13 protein-coding genes and 1 pseudogene are annotated in these 20,697 nt (G+C 73.0%); 6 read left to right on the forward strand and 8 right to left on the reverse strand.

Going from position 1 to position 20,697, the window contains the following annotated elements:
- Positions 1-13: 13 nt before the first annotated feature.
- The 5 genes from ACIF8T_RS03295 to ACIF8T_RS03315 all read left to right on the forward strand — a co-directional run bounded on the left by ACIF8T_RS03295 (position 14) and on the right by ACIF8T_RS03315 (position 10,486).
- The gene (locus tag ACIF8T_RS03295) at positions 14-925 is read left to right on the forward strand and encodes a sugar ABC transporter permease (protein WP_400030590.1); all 912 of its coding nucleotides are present in this window, start codon (positions 14-16) and stop codon (positions 923-925) included.
- Positions 926-1,105: 180 nt separating this feature from the next.
- Positions 1,106-2,800, forward strand: a complete 1,695-nt coding sequence (locus ACIF8T_RS03300; protein WP_400030592.1) for a glycoside hydrolase family 13 protein — start codon at positions 1,106-1,108, stop codon at positions 2,798-2,800.
- Between the two features lie 235 nt (positions 2,801-3,035).
- Positions 3,036-4,409, forward strand: a complete 1,374-nt coding sequence (locus ACIF8T_RS03305; RefSeq protein ID WP_400030594.1) for an alpha-amylase family protein — start codon at positions 3,036-3,038, stop codon at positions 4,407-4,409.
- A gap of 256 nt (positions 4,410-4,665) precedes the next feature.
- Positions 4,666-10,080: a pullulanase-type alpha-1,6-glucosidase gene (gene pulA / locus ACIF8T_RS03310; RefSeq protein WP_400030596.1), complete on the forward strand. Its 5,415-nt coding sequence runs from the start codon at positions 4,666-4,668 to the stop codon at positions 10,078-10,080.
- Between the two features lie 49 nt (positions 10,081-10,129).
- Positions 10,130-10,486: a 5-carboxymethyl-2-hydroxymuconate Delta-isomerase gene (locus ACIF8T_RS03315; protein WP_400030598.1), complete on the forward strand. Its 357-nt coding sequence runs from the start codon at positions 10,130-10,132 to the stop codon at positions 10,484-10,486.
- Between the two features lie 12 nt (positions 10,487-10,498).
- Here ACIF8T_RS03315 and ACIF8T_RS03320 read toward each other — a convergent pair whose 3' ends face one another.
- The 4 genes from ACIF8T_RS03320 to ACIF8T_RS03335 all read right to left on the reverse strand — a co-directional run bounded on the left by ACIF8T_RS03320 (position 10,499) and on the right by ACIF8T_RS03335 (position 14,891).
- Positions 10,499-11,188 carry a TetR/AcrR family transcriptional regulator gene (locus tag ACIF8T_RS03320; protein ID WP_400030600.1) on the reverse strand — a complete coding sequence of 230 codons (690 nt, stop codon included), beginning with the start codon at positions 11,186-11,188 and terminating at the stop codon, positions 10,499-10,501.
- A gap of 66 nt (positions 11,189-11,254) precedes the next feature.
- Positions 11,255-12,349, reverse strand: coding sequence for a PDR/VanB family oxidoreductase (locus tag ACIF8T_RS03325; RefSeq protein ID WP_400030602.1), 1,095 nt, complete (start codon positions 12,347-12,349; stop codon positions 11,255-11,257).
- A gap of 68 nt (positions 12,350-12,417) precedes the next feature.
- The gene (locus ACIF8T_RS03330; RefSeq protein WP_400030604.1) at positions 12,418-14,340 is read right to left on the reverse strand and encodes a hypothetical protein; all 1,923 of its coding nucleotides are present in this window, start codon (positions 14,338-14,340) and stop codon (positions 12,418-12,420) included.
- 50 nt (positions 14,341-14,390) lie between these two features.
- Positions 14,391-14,891: a tetratricopeptide repeat protein gene (locus ACIF8T_RS03335; protein ID WP_400030606.1), complete on the reverse strand. Its 501-nt coding sequence runs from the start codon at positions 14,889-14,891 to the stop codon at positions 14,391-14,393.
- A gap of 135 nt (positions 14,892-15,026) precedes the next feature.
- On the opposite strand from ACIF8T_RS03335, the gene ACIF8T_RS03340 reads away from it, so the two are divergent.
- Positions 15,027-15,482 (forward strand): hypothetical protein, encoded by a 456-nt coding sequence (locus ACIF8T_RS03340; RefSeq protein WP_400030608.1) that lies wholly within the window; start codon positions 15,027-15,029, stop codon positions 15,480-15,482.
- Between the two features lie 84 nt (positions 15,483-15,566).
- On the opposite strand, the gene ACIF8T_RS03345 is transcribed toward ACIF8T_RS03340, so the two are convergent.
- The 4 genes and pseudogenes from ACIF8T_RS03345 to glnII all read right to left on the reverse strand — a co-directional run bounded on the left by ACIF8T_RS03345 (position 15,567) and on the right by glnII (position 20,640).
- A complete protein-coding gene (locus tag ACIF8T_RS03345; RefSeq protein WP_400030610.1) occupies positions 15,567-17,105 on the reverse strand; it encodes a DUF1996 domain-containing protein in 1,539 nt (512 codons plus the stop codon).
- A 444-nt stretch (positions 17,106-17,549) separates the two neighbouring features.
- A pseudogene (locus ACIF8T_RS03350) lies at positions 17,550-18,551 on the reverse strand (NAD-dependent epimerase/dehydratase family protein); the annotation flags it as partial.
- Positions 18,552-18,617: 66 nt separating this feature from the next.
- A complete protein-coding gene (locus ACIF8T_RS03355; protein WP_400030612.1) occupies positions 18,618-19,220 on the reverse strand; it encodes a winged helix-turn-helix domain-containing protein in 603 nt (200 codons plus the stop codon).
- Positions 19,221-19,608: 388 nt separating this feature from the next.
- Positions 19,609-20,640 carry a glutamine synthetase gene (gene glnII, locus ACIF8T_RS03360; RefSeq protein ID WP_400030614.1) on the reverse strand — a complete coding sequence of 344 codons (1,032 nt, stop codon included), beginning with the start codon at positions 20,638-20,640 and terminating at the stop codon, positions 19,609-19,611.
- Between the last annotated feature and the right edge of the window lie 57 nt (positions 20,641-20,697).

A 20,697-nucleotide genomic window follows, 5' to 3' on the forward strand; every position in this document is an offset into this window, starting at 1 on the left:
GGCAGGAGTTCCCATGAGCACCACGACCGTCCAGCAGTCCGCCGGCGAGGCCCCGGCCCCCGCCGTCGCCCCCGGGCCCGCCACCGCGCGCCGGCGCGGCGACCGCAGCGTGGCCGGGAGCCTCCTCTCCCACGGCCTGCTGACCTTCGCGAGCCTGATCGCGCTCTTCCCGATCGCCTGGCTGGTCTTCCTGTCCCTCGGCCCGGACAAGGACGACTACCTGCACCCCGGGCGCATCTGGTCGAAGATGACCCTGGACAACTACACCTTCGTGCTCCAGGAGACCAACTTCTTCCACTGGCTCCAGAGCACGCTGATCGTGTCGCTGGGCACCACGGTCATCGGAGTGGTCATCGCCGCCACGACCGGGTACGCGGTGTCCCGGATGCGCTTCCCGGGCTACAAGAAGTTCATGTGGGTGCTCCTGTGCACGCAGATGTTCCCGATCGCCGTCCTGATCGTGCCGATGTACCAGATCCTGTCGGACCTTCAGCTCGTCGACACCTACCTGGGTCTGATCCTGGTCTACTGCTCGACCGCGGTGCCCTACTGCGCCTGGCTGCTGAAGGGCTACTTCGACACCATCCCGTTCGAGATCGACGAGGCCGGGCGCGTCGACGGGCTGTCGCCCTTCGGCACGTTCTTCCGGCTGATCCTGCCGCTCGCCCGGCCGGGCCTGGCGGTGGCCGCGTTCTACAGCTTCATCACCGCCTTCGGTGAGGTCGCCTTCGCCACCGTGTTCATGCTGGACGACGAGAAGTACACCTTCGCCGTCGGCCTGCAGAGCTTCGTCAGCGAGCACGACGCCCAGCGCAACCTGATGGCCGCCACCGCGGTCCTGATCGCGATACCCGTCTCCGCGTTCTTCTACCTCGTGCAGAAGAACCTGGTGACCGGCCTCACCGCGGGTGGCACGAAGGGCTGACCCCCTTCGCCCGAGGCTCCCGCGCGGTCCGCCGCGCGGGTGGCGGCCGCGGTGCCCATCCGACCCCGCTGTCACCGCGGCCGCCTCGTCCCTCAGCCGCCGCACCCACGCTTCCACGACCCGATCGCTCCCCCGCCCCCGGCTCGGCGGGCGGGGGACCCTCATCGCATCAAGGACGACATGAGTCAGCAGCACTCCGCCGCCCCGGCCCCCACGACCCCCACCGAATCGGCCGTCGCCACCGTCACCAAGCGCCGCGACTGGTGGCGCGACGCGGTGATCTACCAGGTCTACCCCCGCAGCTTCGCCGACAGCAACGGCGACGGCATGGGCGACCTGGAAGGCGTCCGCTCCCGGCTGCCGTACCTGCGCGACCTCGGTGTGGACGCCGTGTGGCTCAGCCCCTTCTACGCCTCCCCGCAGGCCGACGCCGGCTACGACGTCGCCGACTACCGGGCCGTCGACCCGATGTTCGGCAACCTGCTGGACGCCGACGCCCTGATCCGCGACGCCCACCGGCTCGGCCTGCGGATCATCGTCGACCTCGTGCCCAACCACTCCTCCGACCAGCACGAGTGGTTCAAGCGCGCGCTCGCCGACGGCCCCGGCTCGCCCCTGCGGGAGCGCTACCACTTCCGTCCCGGCAAGGGCGCGAACGGCGAACTCCCGCCCAACGACTGGGAGTCCATCTTCGGCGGCCCGGCCTGGACCCGGGTCACCGAGCCCGACGGCACGCCCGGCGAGTGGTACCTGCACCTCTTCGCGCCCGAGCAGCCCGACTTCAACTGGAACCACCCGGCGGTCGGCGACGAGTTCCGCTCCATCCTGCGCTTCTGGCTGGACATGGGCGTCGACGGCTTCCGCATCGACGTCGCGCACGGCCTGGTGAAGGCCGACGGCCTGCCGGACCTGGGATCCCACGACCAGGTGAAGCTGCTGGGCAACGATGTCATGCCGTTCTTCGACCAGGACGGCGTCCACGAGATCTACCGCCAGTGGCGGCTGATCCTCGACGAGTACGCGGGCGAGCGCATCTTCGTCGCCGAGGCCTGGACCCCGACCGTCGAGCGCACCGCGCACTACGTGCGCCCCGACGAGCTGCACCAGGCCTTCAACTTCCAGTACCTGAGCACCCACTGGGACGCCGAGGAGCTGCGCACGGTCATCGACCGGACGCTGGACGCCATGCGCCCGGTCGGCGCCCCCTCCACCTGGGTGCTGTCCAACCACGACGTCACCCGGCACGCCACCCGCTTCGCCAACCCGGCGGGCCTGGGCACCCAGATCCGCCTGGCCGGCGACCGCGAGCTGGGCCTGCGCCGGGCGCGGGCCGCGACCCTGCTCATGCTGGCGCTGCCCGGCTCGGCGTACATCTACCAGGGCGAGGAGCTCGGCCTGCCGGACGTCGTCGACCTGCCGGACGAGGTGCGCCAGGACCCGGCGTACTTCCGGGGCGCCGGCCAGGACGGCTTCCGCGACGGCTGCCGGGTGCCGATCCCGTGGACCCGCGAGGGCTCCTCGTACGGCTTCGGCGACGGCGGCAGCTGGCTGCCGCAGCCGGAGGGCTGGGGCGGGCTGAGCGTCGAGGCGCAGACCGGGGTGCCGGGCTCGACCCTGGAGCTGTACCGGGCCGCGCTGGCCGCGCGCCGCGAGCAGGCCGACCTGGGCGCGGGCGACTCGGTGGAGTGGCTGCGGGCGCCGGAGGGCGTGCTCGCCTTCCGCCGCGGGGAGTTCGTGTGCGTCGCCAACACCACCGGCGAGTCGGTGCGCATCCCGGCGTACGGGCGCGTGCTGCTGGCCAGCGACGAGGTGGCCGAGGCGGACGGCGAGGCGAAGGTGCCGGCCGACACCACGGTGTGGTGGACGACCGCCTGACGCGCGCCCGGCGGTGAGCGGGGCCCCGCGGGCCCCGCGGAGCCGGTCCGCGCGGTCCCGTCCAGGGCCGCGCGGGCCGGCTCTCCGCAAGATTTTTCAGTGAATTCCACACGGCCCGCTGCCCTTTGGGGCGGCGGGCCTTTAACATCTGCGTCACCGCAAGGTTTCCGAAGGTTTCAGCAAGGACCTTCAACCGCCTTGCCTCCCCCTGCCTTCGATGAAGAAGGAACCCCACATGGCACGCAGAACCCTTTCGGGGGCCCTCGCCCTGGCGGCGGCCGCCCTTGTCATGACCCCGGCTACCGCGCAGGCCTCCCCGCCCGGCACCAAGGACGTCACCGCGGTGCTCTTCGAGTGGAACTTCGCCTCGGTCGCCCGCGAGTGCACCACCACCCTCGGCCCCGCCGGCTACGGCTACGTGCAGGTCTCCCCGCCCGCCGAGCACATACAGGGCGCGCAGTGGTGGACGTCGTACCAGCCGGTGAGCTACAAGATCGCGGGCCGGCTCGGCGACCGCGCGGCCTTCCAGAACATGGTGAACACCTGTCACGCGGCCGGTGTGAAGGTCGTCGTCGACACGGTGATCAACCACATGTCGGCGGGCAGCGGCACCGGCACCGGCGGCTCGTCGTACACGAAGTACAACTACCCCGGCCTGTACTCCTCGTACGACTTCGACAACTGCACCGCGCAGATCACCAACTACCAGGACCGCGGCAACGTCCAGAACTGCGAGCTGGTCGGTCTCGCCGACCTCGACACCGGCGAGGACTACGTCCGCGGGGCCATCGCCCGGTACATGAACGACCTGCTCTCCCTCGGCGTGGACGGCTTCCGCATCGACGCGGCCAAGCACATGCCGGCCGCCGACCTGGCCAACATCAAGTCCCGCCTGACCAACCCCTCCGCGTACTGGAAGCAGGAGGTCATCCACGGCGCGGGCGAGGCGGTCCAGCCGACCGAGTACACCGGCAACGGCGACGTCCAGGAGTTCCGCTACGCCTACGACCTCAAGCGGGTCTTCACCAACGAGAACCTCGCCTACCTGAAGAACTACGGCGAGGGCTGGGGCTACATGAACAGCTCCGTCTCCGGCGTCTTCGTCGACAACCACGACACCGAGCGCAACGGCTCCACCCTCAGCTACAAGGACAACGCCACCTACACCCTGGCCAACGTCTTCATGCTGGCCTGGCCCTACGGCGCCCCGGACATCAACTCCGGCTACGAGTTCACCGACCACGACGCCGGGCCGCCGAACGGGGGCCGGGTGGACGCCTGCTGGCAGAGCGGCTGGAAGTGCCAGCACGCCTGGCCGGAGATCAAGTCGATGGTCGCCTTCCGCAACGCCACGCGGGGCCAGGCCGTCACCAACTGGTGGGACAACGGGGCCGACGCCATCGCCTTCGGCCGGGGCAGCAAGGGCTTCGTGGCCGTCAACCACGAGTCGGGCTCCCTGACCCGCACCTACCAGACGTCCCTGCCGGCCGGGACCTACTGCAACGTCCAGAACAACACGACGGTGACGGTGAACGGCTCGGGCCAGCTCACCGCGACCCTGGGCGCGCACACGGCCCTCGCGGTCTACGCGGGCAAGACCACCTGCTGACCGCGGACCCGGCCGGGCCCGGCACGCACCCCCGCCGGGCCCGCCGGGTCCCCCGGTGCCGCACCGCCCCCGAGCCCCTCCCCGCCCCCGGATCACGATCCGATGTGCAATCCCTTGCCAACGGTTTCACGCCTCTTGCTGTAAGGCTTTCGTCGGCGATACCGTCGCGCGGGCGCCCGGCGACACGGCCGAGAAGGCCGTGCCGTGGCGTAGGGGTCGGACCCGAATGAGCCGCAGTCGCAAGGAGTTCACGCCTGTGATACCCAGATGGCCGGTGCCCGCGCGGCGCCGTACCGGGCGAGCGAGAGGGGTCGCCGTCGTCACCGGCGCCGCCCTCGCCGCCGCCCTCGTCCAGCCCTTCGCCGCGCGGGCGGACACCCCGCCCGCGCCCCCGTCGGACGCCGCGCTGGCCAGGTCGGCCGCGCGCCACGACCTCACCCGGGAGCAGTTCTACTTCGTCCTGCCGGATCGTTTCGCCAACGGCAGCAAGGCCAACGACCGCGGCGGCCTGACCGGTTCCCGCCTCACCACCGGCTACGACCCCACCGACAAGGGCTTCTACCAGGGCGGCGACCTCAAGGGCCTGACGAAGAAGCTCGACTACATCAAGGGCCTGGGCACCACCGCCATCTGGATGGCCCCCATCTTCAAGAACCAGCCCGTGCAGGGCGAGGGCGCCGACGCCTCCGCCGGCTACCACGGTTACTGGATCACCGACTTCACCCAGGTCGACCCGCACTTCGGCACCAACGAGGACCTCGAGACCCTCATCGACAAGGCCCACGCCAAGGGCATGAAGGTCTTCTTCGACGTCATCACCAACCACACCGCCGACGTCGTCGACTACGAGGAGAAGTCCTACGACTACCTCTCCAAGGGCGCCTTCCCGTACCTGACGAAGAACGGCGAGCCCTTCGACGACGCCGACTACGCCGACGGCGGGAAGGACTTCCCGGCCGTCGGCCGCGACTCCTTCCCGCGCACGCCGGTCGTCCCCGCCGCGCGGAAGAACGCCAAGGTCCCGTCCTGGCTCAACGACCCGGCGATGTACCACAACCGCGGCGACTCCACCTGGGCCGGCGAGTCCGCCACCTACGGCGACTTCGTGGGCCTGGACGACCTGTGGACCGAGCGTCCCGAGGTCGTCGAGGGCATGGAGCGGATCTACCGGCGCTGGGTGCGGGACTTCGACATCGACGGCTTCCGGATCGACACCGTGAAGCACGTCAACATGGAGTTCTGGACCCAGTGGGCGACCGCCCTGGACGCCTACGCGGCGAAGCGGGGCCGCGACGACTTCTTCATGTTCGGCGAGGTCTACTCCGCCGACACGAACGTCACCGCCCCGTACGTCACCGAGGGCCGCCTCGACTCCACCCTCGACTTCCCCTTCCAGGACGCGGTCCGCGCCTACGCCTCCCAGGGCGGCAGCGCGAAGAAGCTGGCGTCGGTCTTCGGCGACGACTACAAGTACACGACCGACAAGGCCAACGCCTACGAGCAGGTCACCTTCCTCGGCAACCACGACATGGGCCGCTTCGGCACCTTCCTGAAGCAGGACGACACCGGCGCCTCAGACGCGGAGCTCGTGAAGAAGGCGAAGCTCGCCAACGAGCTGATGTTCCTCAACCGCGGCAACCCGGTGGTCTACTACGGCGACGAGCAGGGCTTCACCGGCGCCGGCGGCGACAAGGACGCCCGCCAGACCATGTTCGCCTCGCGGGTCGCCGACTACCTCGACGACGACCGGCTCGGCACCGACCGCACCCACGCCGAGGACGCCTACGACACGAGCGCGCCGCTCTACCGGCAGATCAGCGCCCTCGCCGAGCTCCGCAAGGCCCACCCGGCCCTCGCGGACGGCGTCCAGACCGAGCGCCACGCCGCCGACGGCCCCGGCGTCTACGCCGTCTCCCGCACCGACGCGAGGACCGGCACCGAGTACCTCGTCGCCTTCAACAACGCCGACGAGGCGAAGACGGCCACCTTCCCGACCGGCTCCCCGGACATGACGTTCCGCGGCCTCTACGGCACGGACGCCACCGTGACGTCCGGCGCCGACCGCGAGGTGACCGTCACCGTCCCGGCCGGCTCCTCCGTCGTCCTGAAGGCCGCCGGCCGGCTCCCCGCCCCCGCCGCCGAGCCCACCGTCACCCTGAAGGCCCCGGCCGCCGGCGCCACCGGCACCGTCGAGGTCACGGCCGACATCGGGGGAGGCGGGCAGCTCAGCCGGGTCGTCTTCGCCGCCCAGACCGGCAACGGCCGGTGGAAGACCCTCGGCTCCGCCGACCACGCCCCGTACAAGGTCACCCACACCGTCGGCGAGGACGTGCCGGCCGGCACCGCCCTGCGCTACAAGGCCGTCGTGATCGACTCCCGGGGCCGCACGGCGAGCGCCACCGCCGCCTCCACCACCGGCACCCCGCCCGCCGAGGAGGTCCCCACCGCCTCCTCCCGCGACTACGCGATCGTCCACTACAAGCGCGAGGACGGGAACTACGCCGACTGGGGCCTGTACGCCTGGGGCGACCTCGCCGAGGGCGAGGCCACCGAGTGGCCGAAGAGCCACCCCTTCACCGGCCGCGACGCCTACGGCGCCTTCGCCTGGGTCAAGCTGAAGCCGGGCGCCTCGAACGTCGGCTTCCTGGTCATCGACGAGAACGGGAACAAGGACGTCTCCGCCGACCGCTCCATCGACGTCACCAGGACCGGTGAGGTCTGGATCGAGCAGGGCGAGGAGACCGTCCGCACCGAGCGGCCCACGGCCGAGTACCCGGAGCAGGACAAGAGCAAGGCCGTCCTGCACTACCACCGCGCCGACGGCGACTACGACGGCTGGGGACTGCACGTCTGGTCCGGCGCGGCGCACCCCACCGAGTGGTCGAACCCCCTGGAGCCGGTGAAGACTGATGCCTATGGCGCGGTCTTCGAGGTGCCGCTCACCGAGGGTGCCACCAGTCTCAGCTACATCATCCACAAGGGCGACGAGAAGGACCTGCCCACCGACCAGGCGCTGGACCTCAAGGCCGCCGGCCACGAGGTGTGGCTCTTGAGCGGCCAGGAGAAGCACCTGCTCCCGCAGCCCGCGGGCTCCGCGGCCGCCGTCGACCTGACCACCGCCGAGGCGGTCTGGATCGACCGGGACACCTTGGCCTGGAACGGCTCCGACGCGGCCGCCTCCACCCAGCTGCTGTCCTCCCGCACCGGCTCGATCAAGGCCGCTGGCGGCGTCCTGACCAGCACCGACGAGCGCTGGCTGCGGCTGACGAAGAGCAGCCTCACCGACGCCCAGAAGGCGGCGTTCCCGCACCTGAAGGACCACACCGCCTGGTCCGTCGACCCGCGCGACCGCGACCGGGTCCGCGAGGCCCTGCGCGGCCAGGTCGTCGCCTCCCAGCGGGCCGCGAACGGAGCGGTCCTCGCGGCCACGGGCGTGCAGATCGCCGGCGTCCTCGACGACCTGTACGCCGGCGCGACCGAGGCGGACCTCGGCCCGGTCTTCCGCGACGGCCGCCCGACGCTGGCCGTGTGGGCGCCGACCGCGCAGCAGGTGTCGCTGGAGATCGGCGACTCCGTGGTGCGGATGAAGCGCGACGACACCACCGGCGTCTGGTCCGTCACCGGCCCGAAGTCCTGGAAGAACCAGCCCTACCGGTACGTCGTGAAGGTCTGGGCGCCCGCCGCCCGCGAGGTCGTCGTCAACAAGGTCACCGACCCGTACTCGGTCGCCCTGACCGCCGACTCCGAGCGCAGCCTCGCCGTCGACCTGCGCGACCGGGCGCTGCGGCCCGCCGGCTGGTCGACGTACGCCAAGCCGAAGGCCGTGCCGCTCAAGGACGCCCAGATCCAGGAGCTGCACATCCGGGACTTCTCCGTCGAGGACAGGACGGCGAAGAACCGGGGCACCTACCTGGCCTTCGCCGACAAGGACAGCGACGGCAGCAGGCACCTGAAGAAGCTCGCCGACGCGGGCACCTCCTACGTCCACCTCCTGCCCGCCTTCGACATCGCCACCATCCCCGAGCGGAAGGCCGACCAGGCCACCGTCGACTGCGACCTGGCCTCCTACCCGGCCGACTCCGACAAGCAGCAGGAGTGCGTGGCGAAGGCCGCGGCCAAGGACGCCTACAACTGGGGCTACGACCCGTACCACTACACGGTCCCCGAGGGCTCCTACGCCACCGACCCGGACGGCACGGCCCGCACCGTGGAGTTCCGCGAGATGGTCAAGGCGCTCAACGAGGACGGCCTGCGCGTCGTGATGGACGTCGTCTACAACCACACCGCCGCGAGCGGGCAGGCGCCGACCTCCGTCCTGGACCGGATCGTGCCCGGCTACTACCAGCGGCTCCTCGCGGACGGCTCGGTGGCCACCAGCACCTGCTGCGCCAACACCGCCACCGAGAACGCCATGATGGGCAAGCTGGTCGTCGACTCGATCGTCACCTGGGCCAAGGAGTACAAGGTCGACGGCTTCCGCTTCGACCTCATGGGCCACCACCCGAAGGCCAACATCCTCGCCGTGCGCGAGGCGCTGGACGCGCTGACCGTCGAGAAGGACGGCGTGGACGGCAAGAAGATCATCCTGTACGGCGAGGGCTGGAACTTCGGCGAGGTCGCCGACGACGCCCGCTTCGAGCAGGCCACCCAGAAGAACATGGCCGGCACCGGCGTCGCGACCTTCTCCGACCGGGCCCGCGACGCCGTGCGCGGCGGCGGTCCCTTCGACGAGGACCCGGGCGTGCAGGGCTTCGCCTCCGGGCTGTACACCGAGCCCAACTCCTCGAAGGACAACGGCACCCCGGCCGAGCAGAAGGCCCGCCTGCTGCACTACCAGGACCTGATCAAGGTGGGCCTGAGCGGCAACCTCGCGCGGTACACCTTCACGGACACCAGCGGCAAGGAGGTCAAGGGCTCCGAGGTCGACTACAACGGCGCCCCCGCCGGATACGCCGAGGCCCCCGGCGACGCCCTCGCCTACGCCGACGCGCACGACAACGAGACGCTGTTCGACGCGCTCGCCTTCAAGCTGCCCGCGTCGGTGAGCGCCTCCGACCGGGCCCGGATGCAGGTCCTGGCCATGGCGACGGCCACCCTCTCGCAGGGCCCGGCGCTCTCCCAGGCCGGCACCGACCTGCTGCGCTCCAAGTCCCTGGACCGCAACTCCTACGACAGCGGCGACTGGTTCAACGCCATCCACTGGAACTGCGCCGACGGCAACGGCTTCGGCCGCGGCCTGCCGATGGCGGCCGACAACCGGTCCAAGTGGCCGTACGCCAAGCCGCTGCTCGGCTCGGTGCAGGTCGGCTGCCCGCAGATCCAGGGCGCCTCGGCCGCCTACTGGGACCTGCTCACCATTCGCGCGACCGAGAAGGACTTCTCCCTCGGCACGGCCGAGCGGGTGCAGTCCCGCCTCTCCTTCCCGCTGTCCGGCAGGGACGAGACGCCCGGCGTGATCACCATGCGGCTCGGTGACCTCGTCGTCGTCTTCAACGCGACGCCGGAGCGCCAGGAGCAGCGGGTCGCCTCGCTGGCCGGCGACGGGTACCGGCTGCACCCGGTGCAGGCGGCGGGCTCGGACGCGGTCGTGAAGAAGGCGGCCTACGCGCGGGAGACGGGCACCTTCGCCGTCCCGGCCCGCACGGTCGCGGTCTTCACCCGGGCCGGCTGACGGACGCTGCGGTTAGGGTGCTCCTGTCCGCCCTAGAACAGGAGCACCCATGCCGCAGATCACCGTCGACTACTCCGAGCGTCTCGCGGAGCACTTCGACCGGCCGGGGTTCGCGAAGGCGCTGCACGCCACCGTGGTGGAGATCGCGGCGGCCAAGCCTCCGGCCTGCAAGACGCAGTTCCGCCGCACCGAGGACACCACGGTCGGCCCGGACACCGAGGACCACGCGATCGTGCACGTCCACATCGGTCTCCTCGCCGGACGCACCGAGGAGACCAGGGCCCGGCTCACCGAGGCCGTACTGGAGCTGCTGCGGCAGCACGTGAAGCCCGCCGAGGGCCTCGCCCTGCACGCCTCCGCCGAGGTGCGCGACCTCGACCCGTCCTACCGCAAGTACGACGCCTAGAGCCCGGCCGGTCTAGGACGCCAGCGCCGTCAGCCGGCCGACCAGGTCCGTGAAGGGACCGTCGGCCGGCTCGTCCTCGAGGATGCCGCGCAGCAGGGCGTTCATCTCCTCGTCGTAGGAGGCGCTGATCGCGATCAGCGCCGCGAAGTCGTGCACGAGCTGCCTCTCCAGCTCGGCGCGCGGGATGCGCCGGCCGTCCAGCCAGATCAGCGCCGTCGACTCGGCGAGCGAGATCCAGGAACGGACGACCAGTTCCAGCCGCGCGGGCGGGTCCGTCACGCCCAGGTGCGAAAGGATCTGGACATACGCGGCCTGCCGTACGGAGTCGATCAGCGCGTTCGTGGTGGACGAGCCGACCGCCGGGCCGCCGCGCATGAGGGCCGAGAAACCGGGGCCGTGCTCGTCCACGAAGTCGAAGAACCGGCTCATCACCCGCAGCAGCCGCGCCCCCAGCGGCCCCTCACGGGGCTCCGCGAACCGAGCCGCCAGATCGTCCGAGGCGCGCTTCAACGCGGCTTCGTACAGGCTGAGTTTGCCGGGGAAGTAGTGGTAGACCAGCGGACGGGAGATGCCCGCGGCCGACGCTATCTCGTCGATGGAGACCTCGTCGGGCGAGCGGCGGCTGAACAGGTCGAGAGCCACGCCGATCAGTTGCCGGCGGCGCTCCTCGACTCCCATCCTGCGGCGTACCCCGGTCGTCATACGAACACCTTACCGATCGAATCCGGCCTGTGGACGGGCCGGATCGACCGGGGCCGGCCGCGACCGTCACATGTCCAGCACCAGACGGCCGCCCCGCGCCCGGGACACGCAGATCAGCATCGAGTCGTCGCGCTCCGCGTCCGTCAGCAGCTCGTCGCGGTGGTCCACCTCGCCCTCCAGCACCCGCTGTTGGCAGGTGCCGCAGAAGCCCTGGGCGCAGGAGTAGGCGGTGTCCGGCAGTTCGGCGCGCACCGCCTCCAGCACGGTCGAGCCGGCCGGCACCGTCACCGTCCGCCCGCTGCGCCGCAGTTCGACCTCGAAGGACCCGTCGCCGTCCGCCGACCCGGGTGCGAACCGCTCCAGGCGCACCTCGGGGCGGCGCTCCCGCACGGCCGCCATCAGCCCCTCGGGACCGCAGCAGTACACGGCGGCCCCCTCCGGCACGTCCGCGAGGAACGCGTCGAGATCGGGCCGCCCCTCCTCGTCCTCGGCGACGACGGTCACCCGCCCCCGGGAGCCGGGCCGCGCGAGCTTCCCGACGTCCTCCAGGAACGGCATCGAGGCCCGCGTCCGCCCGCCGTACATCAGCCGCCACTCGGTCCCCTCCGGCAGCGCCCGCACCATCGGCAGCAGGGGGGTGATGCCGATGCCCCCGGCCACGAAGGCGTACGAGGGCGCCGCGACGAGCGGGAACCGGTTGCGCGGGCCGCGCACCTCCAGCTCCGTGCCCTCCCGGACCTGCTCGTGCACCTCGCGCGAGCCGCCCCGCCCGTCCGCGACGAGCCGCGCCGCGACCGTGTACGACGAGGTGTCCTCCGGGTCGCCGCACAGCGAGTACGGCCGGACGAGCCCCGACGGCAGCACCAGGTCGAGGTGGGCGCCGGGCTCCCAGCGGGGCAGGTCGCGGCCCTCCAGGCGCAGGCGCACCACCCCGTCGGCGATCCGCTCGTGCGAGGCGACCGGCAGCCGCAGGGGCGGGGGCGCCTGCCCGGACCGGGCCGGTGCCGCGGCCGGCCCGCGCGGCGGAGGGGCCGGGGTCCGGCGGCGCAGCGCCCGCCGGACGAGCAGCGCCGCACCGGCGGCGAGGACGACGGCCCGCAGCGGCGGGACCGGCAGGGGGCGGCCCCCGGACAGGGCTGCGGACGTCCGCTTGTTGGACATGTTGTCAGCGTACTGACGGGTAAGTCGGGCCGGAACCCCTCGACGACAGCTGCCGACGGCAGGGCCGGCTAGCGCAGTCCGCTGATCGCCCGTCCGTCCTCCAGGGTCCCCTTCAGTTCGGCCCGCGCGCCCTGCGCGGCCCGCACCGCCAGCAGGCGGCCCCGCGCGGAGCCGCTGACCCCGCCGCTCGCGGCGACCGACACGGTGCCGCGGCTGCCGGCGGCCAGCAGGTACCAGGAGCCCGCCTCCGACTTCCACATCACCCCGGCGAGCACGTGCGGATCGCGCGGCCCGCACGCCGGCACGTCCGCGGCCTTCGCCGCCACCGCCCCGTACGTCCCGCCCGGCGTGTGGAACTGCGCCAGCGCCCGTGCCCCTTCGCCCCGCCAGGTCTCCGCCCGCGTGCACACCCACGCCGCCGACCCGCTCGCGTCGGGCAGCGGCTGCCGGGCGAACCGCCAGGCGTTCACGCTCCGCACGCCCGTCCCGCGCACCGCGCTCAGCGAGCAGGCGTACGGCGCCCAGGTGCGCAGCGCCGCGGCGCCCGACGCGTCGCCGGCCGACCCGGGCCGCCCGGCGGTCAGCCGGGCCGGGACCAGCTCGCCGAGGTCCGTCAGCAGCCGCGTGCCGGTGCCGTCGGCCAGCTGGAGCACGTTCCACGAGGTGCAGGCGCCGCCGCGCAGGGCCGGGCTGGCCAGCGGCGCGGTCACCCCGTCGGTCAGGGTGAGGTCCATGGCCCCGGAGCCCGGCCTGCGCAGGTCCCGCTCGTGGGCCGCGCGCACCCACGGGGCCGTGAGGTAGCGGACGTTGCCGTCGGCCCGGCCGAGGACCACCGCGCCCGCCTCGGCCCGGCCGGCCCCGTCGACCCGGGCGAAGTCCAGGGCGGCGCCGAGCGTGCCGTCCCTGGGCTCGGCGTACCGGGCGATGCGCAGGCCGTCGTACAGGATCACCACGCGCGCGTTGTCGACGACCCCGGCGTAGAGCAGCTGGGGCGGGCCGGACGGGCCGCCGGACGGGGTGCCGGGGGTCGCCGAGACGTGGACGGTCTCGCCGGGGCGGGCCCAGACGGCCAGCGCGCGGCGCAGCAGCGCCGTGTCGCCGGTGAGCGCGCCGCGGGCCGGCCACACCGAGAAGTCGGTGCGCGCCGAGGTCCGCCACGCGCCGGGCGGCACGCGGGTCAGCCTCCCCGGGTCGAGGGCGGCCTGCGCGGCCGGGTTGCCCGCGTACGGCGGCGCGGCGGCGCCGTCGGGGCCCCAGCCCTCGCCGGGCAGGCCGAGCAGCGCGCCGCACACCAGCAGGGCCGCCCCGGCGGCCAGCGCGGCCTTGCCGTGCCGGCGGCGGCGCATCAGGTCGGTGGGGCGGGCCTGGAGCGAACAGGGGTCGAACTCGGGGGAGTCGAGCAGCGGGTAGCGGGCGGGCACCTCGTCGGCCTCGTCCAGCGCGGCGGCCGGGTCGGCCACGCCCGCGGCCGCGAGCACCGCGCGCACGTCGCCGTCCGGCAGCCGCTCCAGCCCGCGCAGCACGTACGCGGCGCGGGCCGGGCCGGACAGCCCGGACAGCCGCTGGTCCAGGGCGAGTTCGTCGGCGCCGCCGGACCGCGGGAAGACGCGCAGCCCCCACACCTGCGGCAGCAGCGGCGGGAGCTGGGACCGCTTGGGCCACGCCCGGCGCCCGAGCGGGCGGCCGGCCTCCAGCGCCGTCCGCACCACCTGGAGGCGGACCACGGCGTAACCCGGGTCGCCGTCCCGCCCGGTGGACTGGGCGGGGATCACGGGAGCGGGCGTGCGGCCCCGCGGCAGGGCGCGCTGGGTGAGGGCGTGCGCGGTCATCACGCGCCTGCTGCGGCCCAGGCCCGGCGGCAGCACCAGGTAGGCGATCCGCGCGAGCCGCGGATAGTGCTCGACGAGTGCGGCCTCGGCCTGTTCGACGTCGACGGCCGGGCCGGCCGGGGAGGAGGGTGCGGGGCGCTGGGCGACATCCTGTGACTGCACGTTCAGCAGAACGAGCGAATCGGGGGATGGTCACCTGACCGCGCCCGGGGTCAGGCCTCCGGCTCGGCCAGACGACGGGCGTAGGCCGCCATCGACCGCCGGTAGCGCGGCAGGTGGCCGGCGAGGGCGCCCAGCACCAGCGACAGACCCTCCCGGTCACGGCCCAGGCTGGACAGGCACAGCGCCAGCACCGCCCGCACGGCGTCGTCCAGCTCGTCGGAGGGCGCGTCCAGTTCGGGTGTCAGCAGGGCCACCCCCTCCTCGGCCCGGCCGGTGTTCCGCAGCGAGCTGGCCAGCTGGATCCTCGCCCGCCGCGCCCGGTAGCCGCCCAGTCCGCGCGCCAGCGCCTCCCGGTACAGCGGGACCGCCCGGTCCGAGTGGCCCGTGGAGTCGAAGGCGCAGGCCCGCTCGAACGGGCCCAGCGGGCTGCCGTCCGGCAGTTCGGCGACGAGCGCGTCGATCCGCGCGCGGAACCGCGCGCCGTCCTGGTCGGGACGGTCCTCGAAGTCGGCCCAGGCGGCGGCCGTGCGCTTCTCCCAGTCGTCGTCCACCCGGACACCCTCGCACAGACGTGCCCGCACCGGTGCGGGTTTTTGAGCGTTCCCCGCCCCGCAGCCGTATCGAGGACGAGGGCCCCGCGCCGGGGCCCCGTGCGGCATGTCGCCGAAGGACCGGAGGAACAGCAGATGACGTGGACCCGACCGATGCGCGCCGCGCTGGCCGGCGCGGTGGCGGCGCTGGCGCTGACGGCCTGCGGAGCCGGCGGCAGCGGCGCGGCCGCCGTGCCGGAGACGGCGACGGGCAGCCTCGAACACCTGGCCGCCGAGGTGAAGTGCGAGCCCGACCTGCAGACCGACGCCGACACCATCCGCCAGGCCATCTGCGAGAAGGGCGACGAGAAGTACATCCTCGCCACCTTCTCCACCGACCGCGGCCAGCGCGAGTGGCTCGACCAGGCCAAGGACTACGGCGGTTTCTACCTGGTCGGTCGCAAGTGGGTCGCCGTCGGCGAGGAGCGGACGGTCGAGGAGCTGCGCGGCACCCTCGGCGGCGACATGGAGACCGGCACCGACCACTCCGGTCACGCGGCGGGCGGCGGCGAGGGCGACGGGGCCGCGCACTCCGGCCACCACGACGGCTGAGCCCCGGCACCGTCCCGGCACGCCGGAGCCGGCGGTGGGAGGTCCCACCGCCGGCTCACGGGTGACCGGTTGCCGGTCGTCCTGTCACTGGCAGTCCTGGCCGGAGTTGATGCACTCGACCATCTCGTTCATCAGGTCCTCGTCGAAGAAGTTGATGAAGTCGTTGTGGTCGGTGATCGGCTTGTGCAGCTGCTCCGGGAAGGTGTCCACCGCGTACGGGTTGCGCACCTGCCCGTTCTCGACGACCGGGGCGGGCACGTCGTAGACCAGGCGCACCTGGAGCTGGGGGATGGCCTGGAAGCCGTTCGGGCAGCTGCCGTCCGGCTGCACGAACGCCACGTGCGTGCGGTGGTTGGCGCTGTCGATGTTCTGGCCGTCCCAGCAGCTCTGGAAGTTGGTCGTGCGCACGACCTGGCTGCCCTCGGGGCACAGCGGGTACTTGTCGGTCACCTGCCGGTCCTCGAAGCCGGTGCAGCTCCAGGCGGTGTTGGCGTTGGCGAGACCGTTGGTGAAGGACTTGGCGTCACCGGTGATGATGCGCAGGGCCGTCGGCATCGCGACGACGTCGCCCGTCCGGTTGCCGACGAACTTCAGCTGGGCCTCGGCCGGCTCCAGGATCTTGCCGACGTTGCCCTCGGTGCCGCCGCCGGCGTTGTTCTGGTCGAAGTCCTGCGTCCCGTCCTGCAGGCGCAGCACCGGCCAGAAGTACGACGACCTGTCGCCCTGGTTCCGGCAGGTGGTCTCGGCGTTCGCCAGGTCCTGGTCGCTGGCGAAGGCGTCGTTGTTCTGGTTGCCGACGTAGTCGTGCAGGTGGTGGGCGCCGTTGGTGACACCGGGCGCGACGATCACGTTGTCCGTGTTGTGGTTGTCGTTGCCGTTGGTGCCGCACTCCGTGGTGAAGCTGCCCGTCGAGCCGGAGTCCCCGTTCGCCGGCAGGCCGTTCGGCAGGTTGCGGGAGTTGGGCTGGACGTCGTTGATGTCGACGAAGTCCGCGGCCACCGGGCCGTTGCCGCCCTGGCCGCCGTTGCCCTGCTCCTGGCCGCCGTCCTGGCCCTGGTCCTGGCCGCCGTCGTTGTTCTGGTCCTGGCCGCCGTCGTTCTGGTCCCCGTCGTTCTGGCCGCCGCCCCCGCCGTCGTTGGTCTCCGGCTGCTCGACGGGGATGCCCTTGCACCCGGCGAACCGGCCCAGGTCACCCGGCGCGGTTCCTCCGACGCGCCGGATGTTGATCCCGATCCGGTCCAGGGCTGCGGTGCGCTTGGACTTCAGCGGGCCGAGGATCGCGTTCTGCACGAAGGCGGGGTCGCCGGTCTGCGCCTGCCGCGTGGACGCCAGCCGGGCGTACGCCTCGGTGATCTGCTTGTCCAGCAGCGCCAGTTCCCTCGCGACGCCCTTGCGCGCCTTCCGCGGCACCTTGCGCAGCTTCTGGCCGACGTCCGGGCACTGGATCGTCGCGATCCGCGCGCCCGCCGCCCTGGTCCGGTTCTGCTGCCACGAGTTCTCCTCGTGCGCAGAGGCATAGAAGTTCGCCCAGATCAGCCCGCCCCCACCGAGCGCTAGGGCCGCCGATGCGGCTATGGCCTTGGTGGCCAGCGGCGTACGGCGTTTTCTTGTGTTGCGTCCCATGGAACTCCTCTGACTTCCTTTTTCGGGGGCATCGAGGCGCCCGACAGGAGTGAAGCGGCTCCCTCCCATACGGAGCCCGCCCCGGAGGTGTTCAGCCGTCCCGGAAATCGCCGGGAAGTCCGTGCCCGCTCACTGTCCTCAACGCCCCCTGGAGCACCGGGAGTTGCCGGTCCCGTACGGCGGGTGAGGGAGCGGGTCCGGTGTCACCGGCCGCGGTCGGGACGCGCGGGAACCGCCGGCACGCGCCGGCTCGGCGGCTGCCGGACGGCCCGCGGGCCCGTCGCCGTGCCGCCCGCCGCGACCCGCCGCACGGCGTCCGCGGACCGCTCCGCGTCGCACACCCGGCCCTTCGGCAGGCCGCCCGCCCCGCCGCCGCCGTCGGCGAGCAGCGCGCGGGGGGTCACGGGGCCGGGACACCCGGTCGGGGGATGGTGCCGGGTGCGCCCCGGCGGTGGCCAGCACCCGGGCCTCCGTCTCCGGGTCGACGCCATGGGCCGGGCGGTCCGGGCGCAGCGGCGCGGTGCCGCCGAGGCCGCGCAGCCAGGTCCAGGTGTCGGCCACGGTCTCGGCGACGGGCCGGCAGCGCAGCCCCGCCGCGACGGCCCGGGAGACGTCCGCGCCGTGCAGGGCGTCGTGCAGGTCGCTGCCCGGCGGCACCCACACCGGCAGCTGGACCCACGGCTCGATCCCCGCCGCCAGGACCACCTCGGGCGCGGTCCACCGCAGTTCGGCCGCGCCGCCGGTGACCCGCGCGCACGCCTCCAGCAGCCCGCCCATCGTGGCGTGCCCGCGCGGCGCGACCAGGTTGTACGGCCCGCTCAGCTCCCGCTCCGCCGCGCCGAGCGTCCAGGCGGCGAGGTCCCGGACGTCGACGTACTGCACGGGCAGGTCGCGCGGCCCCGGCGCGAGCACCGGGCCGCCGCGGGCCGCCCGGGCCAGCCACCAGGGCAGCCGCCCGACGTTCTCGTACGGGCCGAGGATCAGCCCGGCCCGGACCAGCAGCGAGCGCCGCGCGCCGAACGCCCCGACCGCGGCCAGCTCGCCGCCGCGCTTGTCGCGGGCGTACGCGGTCTGCTCCGCGTCGGCCGAGGCGTCCTGCACCAGCGGCGCGTCCTCGGTGTACCCGGCGGGCGGGGCCCACGCGTACACCGAGCAGCTCGACACGTAGACGTACCGCCGTGCGCGGTCCCGCAGCAGCCGCGCCGCGTCCCGCACCGCGCGGGGCGCCGCCGACCAGGTGTCCACGACCACGTCCCACGCGCCCGGGTCACCGGCGAGTGCGGCCAGGCCGCCGGGCGCGGTGCGGTCACCGCGCAACGACCGCGCCCCGGCCGGGGGTTCGTGCCGTCCCCGGTGGAAGACGGTCACCTCCCAGCCGCGCCCGAGGGCCGCCTCCACGACGGCCCGCCCCACGAACTCCGTACCGCCCAGCACCAGAAGCCTCATGCCCCGCACTGTGCCCCGGGGCGGCGGCGGACGGAACGGGAGTCTGCCGTCGGCAGACGCGTCCGGTCACCGGCCGGCCGGCGGCACGTACTTGTAGCCGACCCGGCGCACCGTCTGGATCGTCCCCCGGTACTCGGCGCCGAGCTTGCGGCGCAGCCGGGCGATGTGGACGTCGACCGTGCGGCCGTCGCCGACGTGGCCGTAGCCCCACACCGTGCCGACGAGCTGGTCGCGGGTGTGCACCCGGCTCGGGTGGGCGACGAGGTGGGCCAGCAGCTCGAACTCCAGGTAGGTCAGGTCCAGGGCGCGTCCGGCCACCTCCGCCGTGCGCTGGACGGGGTCGATGCGGATCAGCGGGTCCCCGGCCGGCTCGGCGCCGGCCGGCGCCGAGCGGTCCGGCTCCGCGCGGTCCGGCACGGCCACCGGGAACGGCGGCTGCTGGTCGGCCGGGACCAGCACCAGGTAGCCGATCATCGGCGGCTGCCCGGGCAGCGCGGGCAGGGTGTGCTGCGGCGCGGGGAGCCAGGTGGCACCCGGCGGCAGCAGGTCCGCGACGGTCACCACCTCGTCCCGGTCGACGGCGCGCAGCCGGTGCCGCGGGCCGGGGGCGGGGGTGCTCAGCGGAGCGGCGGACAGGGTGGCGGAGGAGAGGGAACGAGTGGTCGCCATGAGAGGTCAGCTCTTTCGCGCGAAGGTGCGTCGGAAGGGACGGCGACCCGAGTTCGTGGTCGGGTGCGCCGGGAGACGTACACGGTTCGCGCCGGCCGAAGACCGGGGGTGACGGCTTTAGAGGGCCGGCGCGTTCGTCGCGCGGCAACACACCCGGTCGAAGTCGTGGTGCTGACGGGAAGGCCAGAAGGGCTCCAGGTCATGGCGACCCGTCGCTGCGTGCTTCTGGAAGCTGGCCATGACCCCATTGAAGCAGAAGGCCGCCGTCCGCGAGAGCCCTCTCTCACTGCTTGGACAGGCCGGTGGTGTCCGGACGGCGTGGTGCGGGCGACGCGAAGGGGCGCCCACCGTCTCGGTGGGCGCCCCTCGGTGCGAGCCGTGGGCCGGATCAGACCTGGCCGGCCTTCTCCAGCGCCGCGCAGCAGGTGTCGACGAGCAGGCGGGTCACGACATACGGGTCGACGTTGGCGTTCGGGCGGCGGTCCTCGATGTAGCCCTTGCCGTCCTTCTCGACCTGCCACGGGATGCGCACGGAGGCACCGCGGTCGGAGACGCCGTAGGAGAACTTGTCCCACGGGGCGGTCTCGTGCAGACCGGTCAGGCGGTCGTCGATGCCGGCGCCGTAGTTCTTGACGTGGTCGAGCGGCTTGGAGCCCTCGCCGAGCGCCTCGCACGCGGTGATGATCGCGTCGTAGCCCTCGCGCATCGCCTTGGTGGAGAAGTTGGTGTGCGCGCCGGCGCCGTTCCAGTCGCCCTTGACCGGCTTGGGGTCCAGGGTGGCGGCGATGCCGTAGTCCTCGGCGGTGCGGTAGAGCAGCCAGCGGGCCACCCACAGCTGGTCGGAGACCTCCAGCGGGGCCAGCGGGCCGACCTGGAACTCCCACTGCCCGGGCATGACCTCGGCGTTGATGCCGGACAGGCCCAGGCCCGCCTTCAGGCAGTTGTCGAGGTGGGCCTCGACGACGTCACGGCCGAAGATCTCGTCGGAGCCGACGCCGCAGTAGTAGCCGCCCTGCGGGGCCGGGAAGCCGCCCTTGGGGAAGCCGAGCGGGTAGCCGTCCTTGAAGAACGTGTACTCCTGCTCGATGCCGAAGATCGGCTCCTGCGCGGCGAACTTCTCGGCGACCTCGGCCAGCGCGGCACGCGTGTTGGTGGAGTGCGGCGTCATGTCCGTGTTGAGGACCTCGCACAGCACCAGCACGTCGTCGCCGCCGCGGATCGGGTCCGGACAGCTGAAGACCGGCTTGAGCACGCAGTCCGAGGCGTGGCCCTCGGCCTGGTTGGTGGAGGACCCGTCGAAGCCCCAGATCGGCAGCGCGTCCAGACCGGCGGGGGCGCCCGTGATGATCTTCGTCTTCGAACGCAGCTTGGCCGTCGGCGCGGTGCCGTCGATCCAGATGTACTCAGCCTTGAAGGTCACGGGCCACATCCTTCGGGGGTGGGTCTAGGCGCACTTGCGGGTGCTGCGGCGCTGCGG

Origin of the sequence: Streptomyces sp. NPDC085946 (assembly GCF_044540485.1) — a bacterium.
GTDB lineage: Bacteria > Actinomycetota > Actinomycetes > Streptomycetales > Streptomycetaceae > Streptomyces.

Excerpts from the sequence above, each read along its gene's own strand:
- ACIF8T_RS03295 (WP_400030590.1), top strand. The coding sequence starts at position 14 with ATGAGCACCACGACCGTCCAGCAGTCCGCCGGCGAGGCCCCGGCCCCC.
- ACIF8T_RS03300 (WP_400030592.1), top strand. The coding sequence starts at position 1,106 with ATGAGTCAGCAGCACTCCGCCGCCCCGGCCCCCACGACCCCCACCGAA.
- ACIF8T_RS03305 (WP_400030594.1), top strand. The coding sequence starts at position 3,036 with ATGGCACGCAGAACCCTTTCGGGGGCCCTCGCCCTGGCGGCGGCCGCC.
- ACIF8T_RS03315 (WP_400030598.1), top strand. The coding sequence starts at position 10,130 with ATGCCGCAGATCACCGTCGACTACTCCGAGCGTCTCGCGGAGCACTTC.
- ACIF8T_RS03320 (WP_400030600.1), bottom strand. The coding sequence starts at position 11,188 with ATGACGACCGGGGTACGCCGCAGGATGGGAGTCGAGGAGCGCCGCCGG.
- ACIF8T_RS03325 (WP_400030602.1), bottom strand. The coding sequence starts at position 12,349 with ATGTCCAACAAGCGGACGTCCGCAGCCCTGTCCGGGGGCCGCCCCCTG.
- ACIF8T_RS03340 (WP_400030608.1), top strand. The coding sequence starts at position 15,027 with ATGACGTGGACCCGACCGATGCGCGCCGCGCTGGCCGGCGCGGTGGCG.
- ACIF8T_RS03345 (WP_400030610.1), bottom strand. The coding sequence starts at position 17,105 with ATGGGACGCAACACAAGAAAACGCCGTACGCCGCTGGCCACCAAGGCC.
- ACIF8T_RS03355 (WP_400030612.1), bottom strand. The coding sequence starts at position 19,220 with ATGGCGACCACTCGTTCCCTCTCCTCCGCCACCCTGTCCGCCGCTCCG.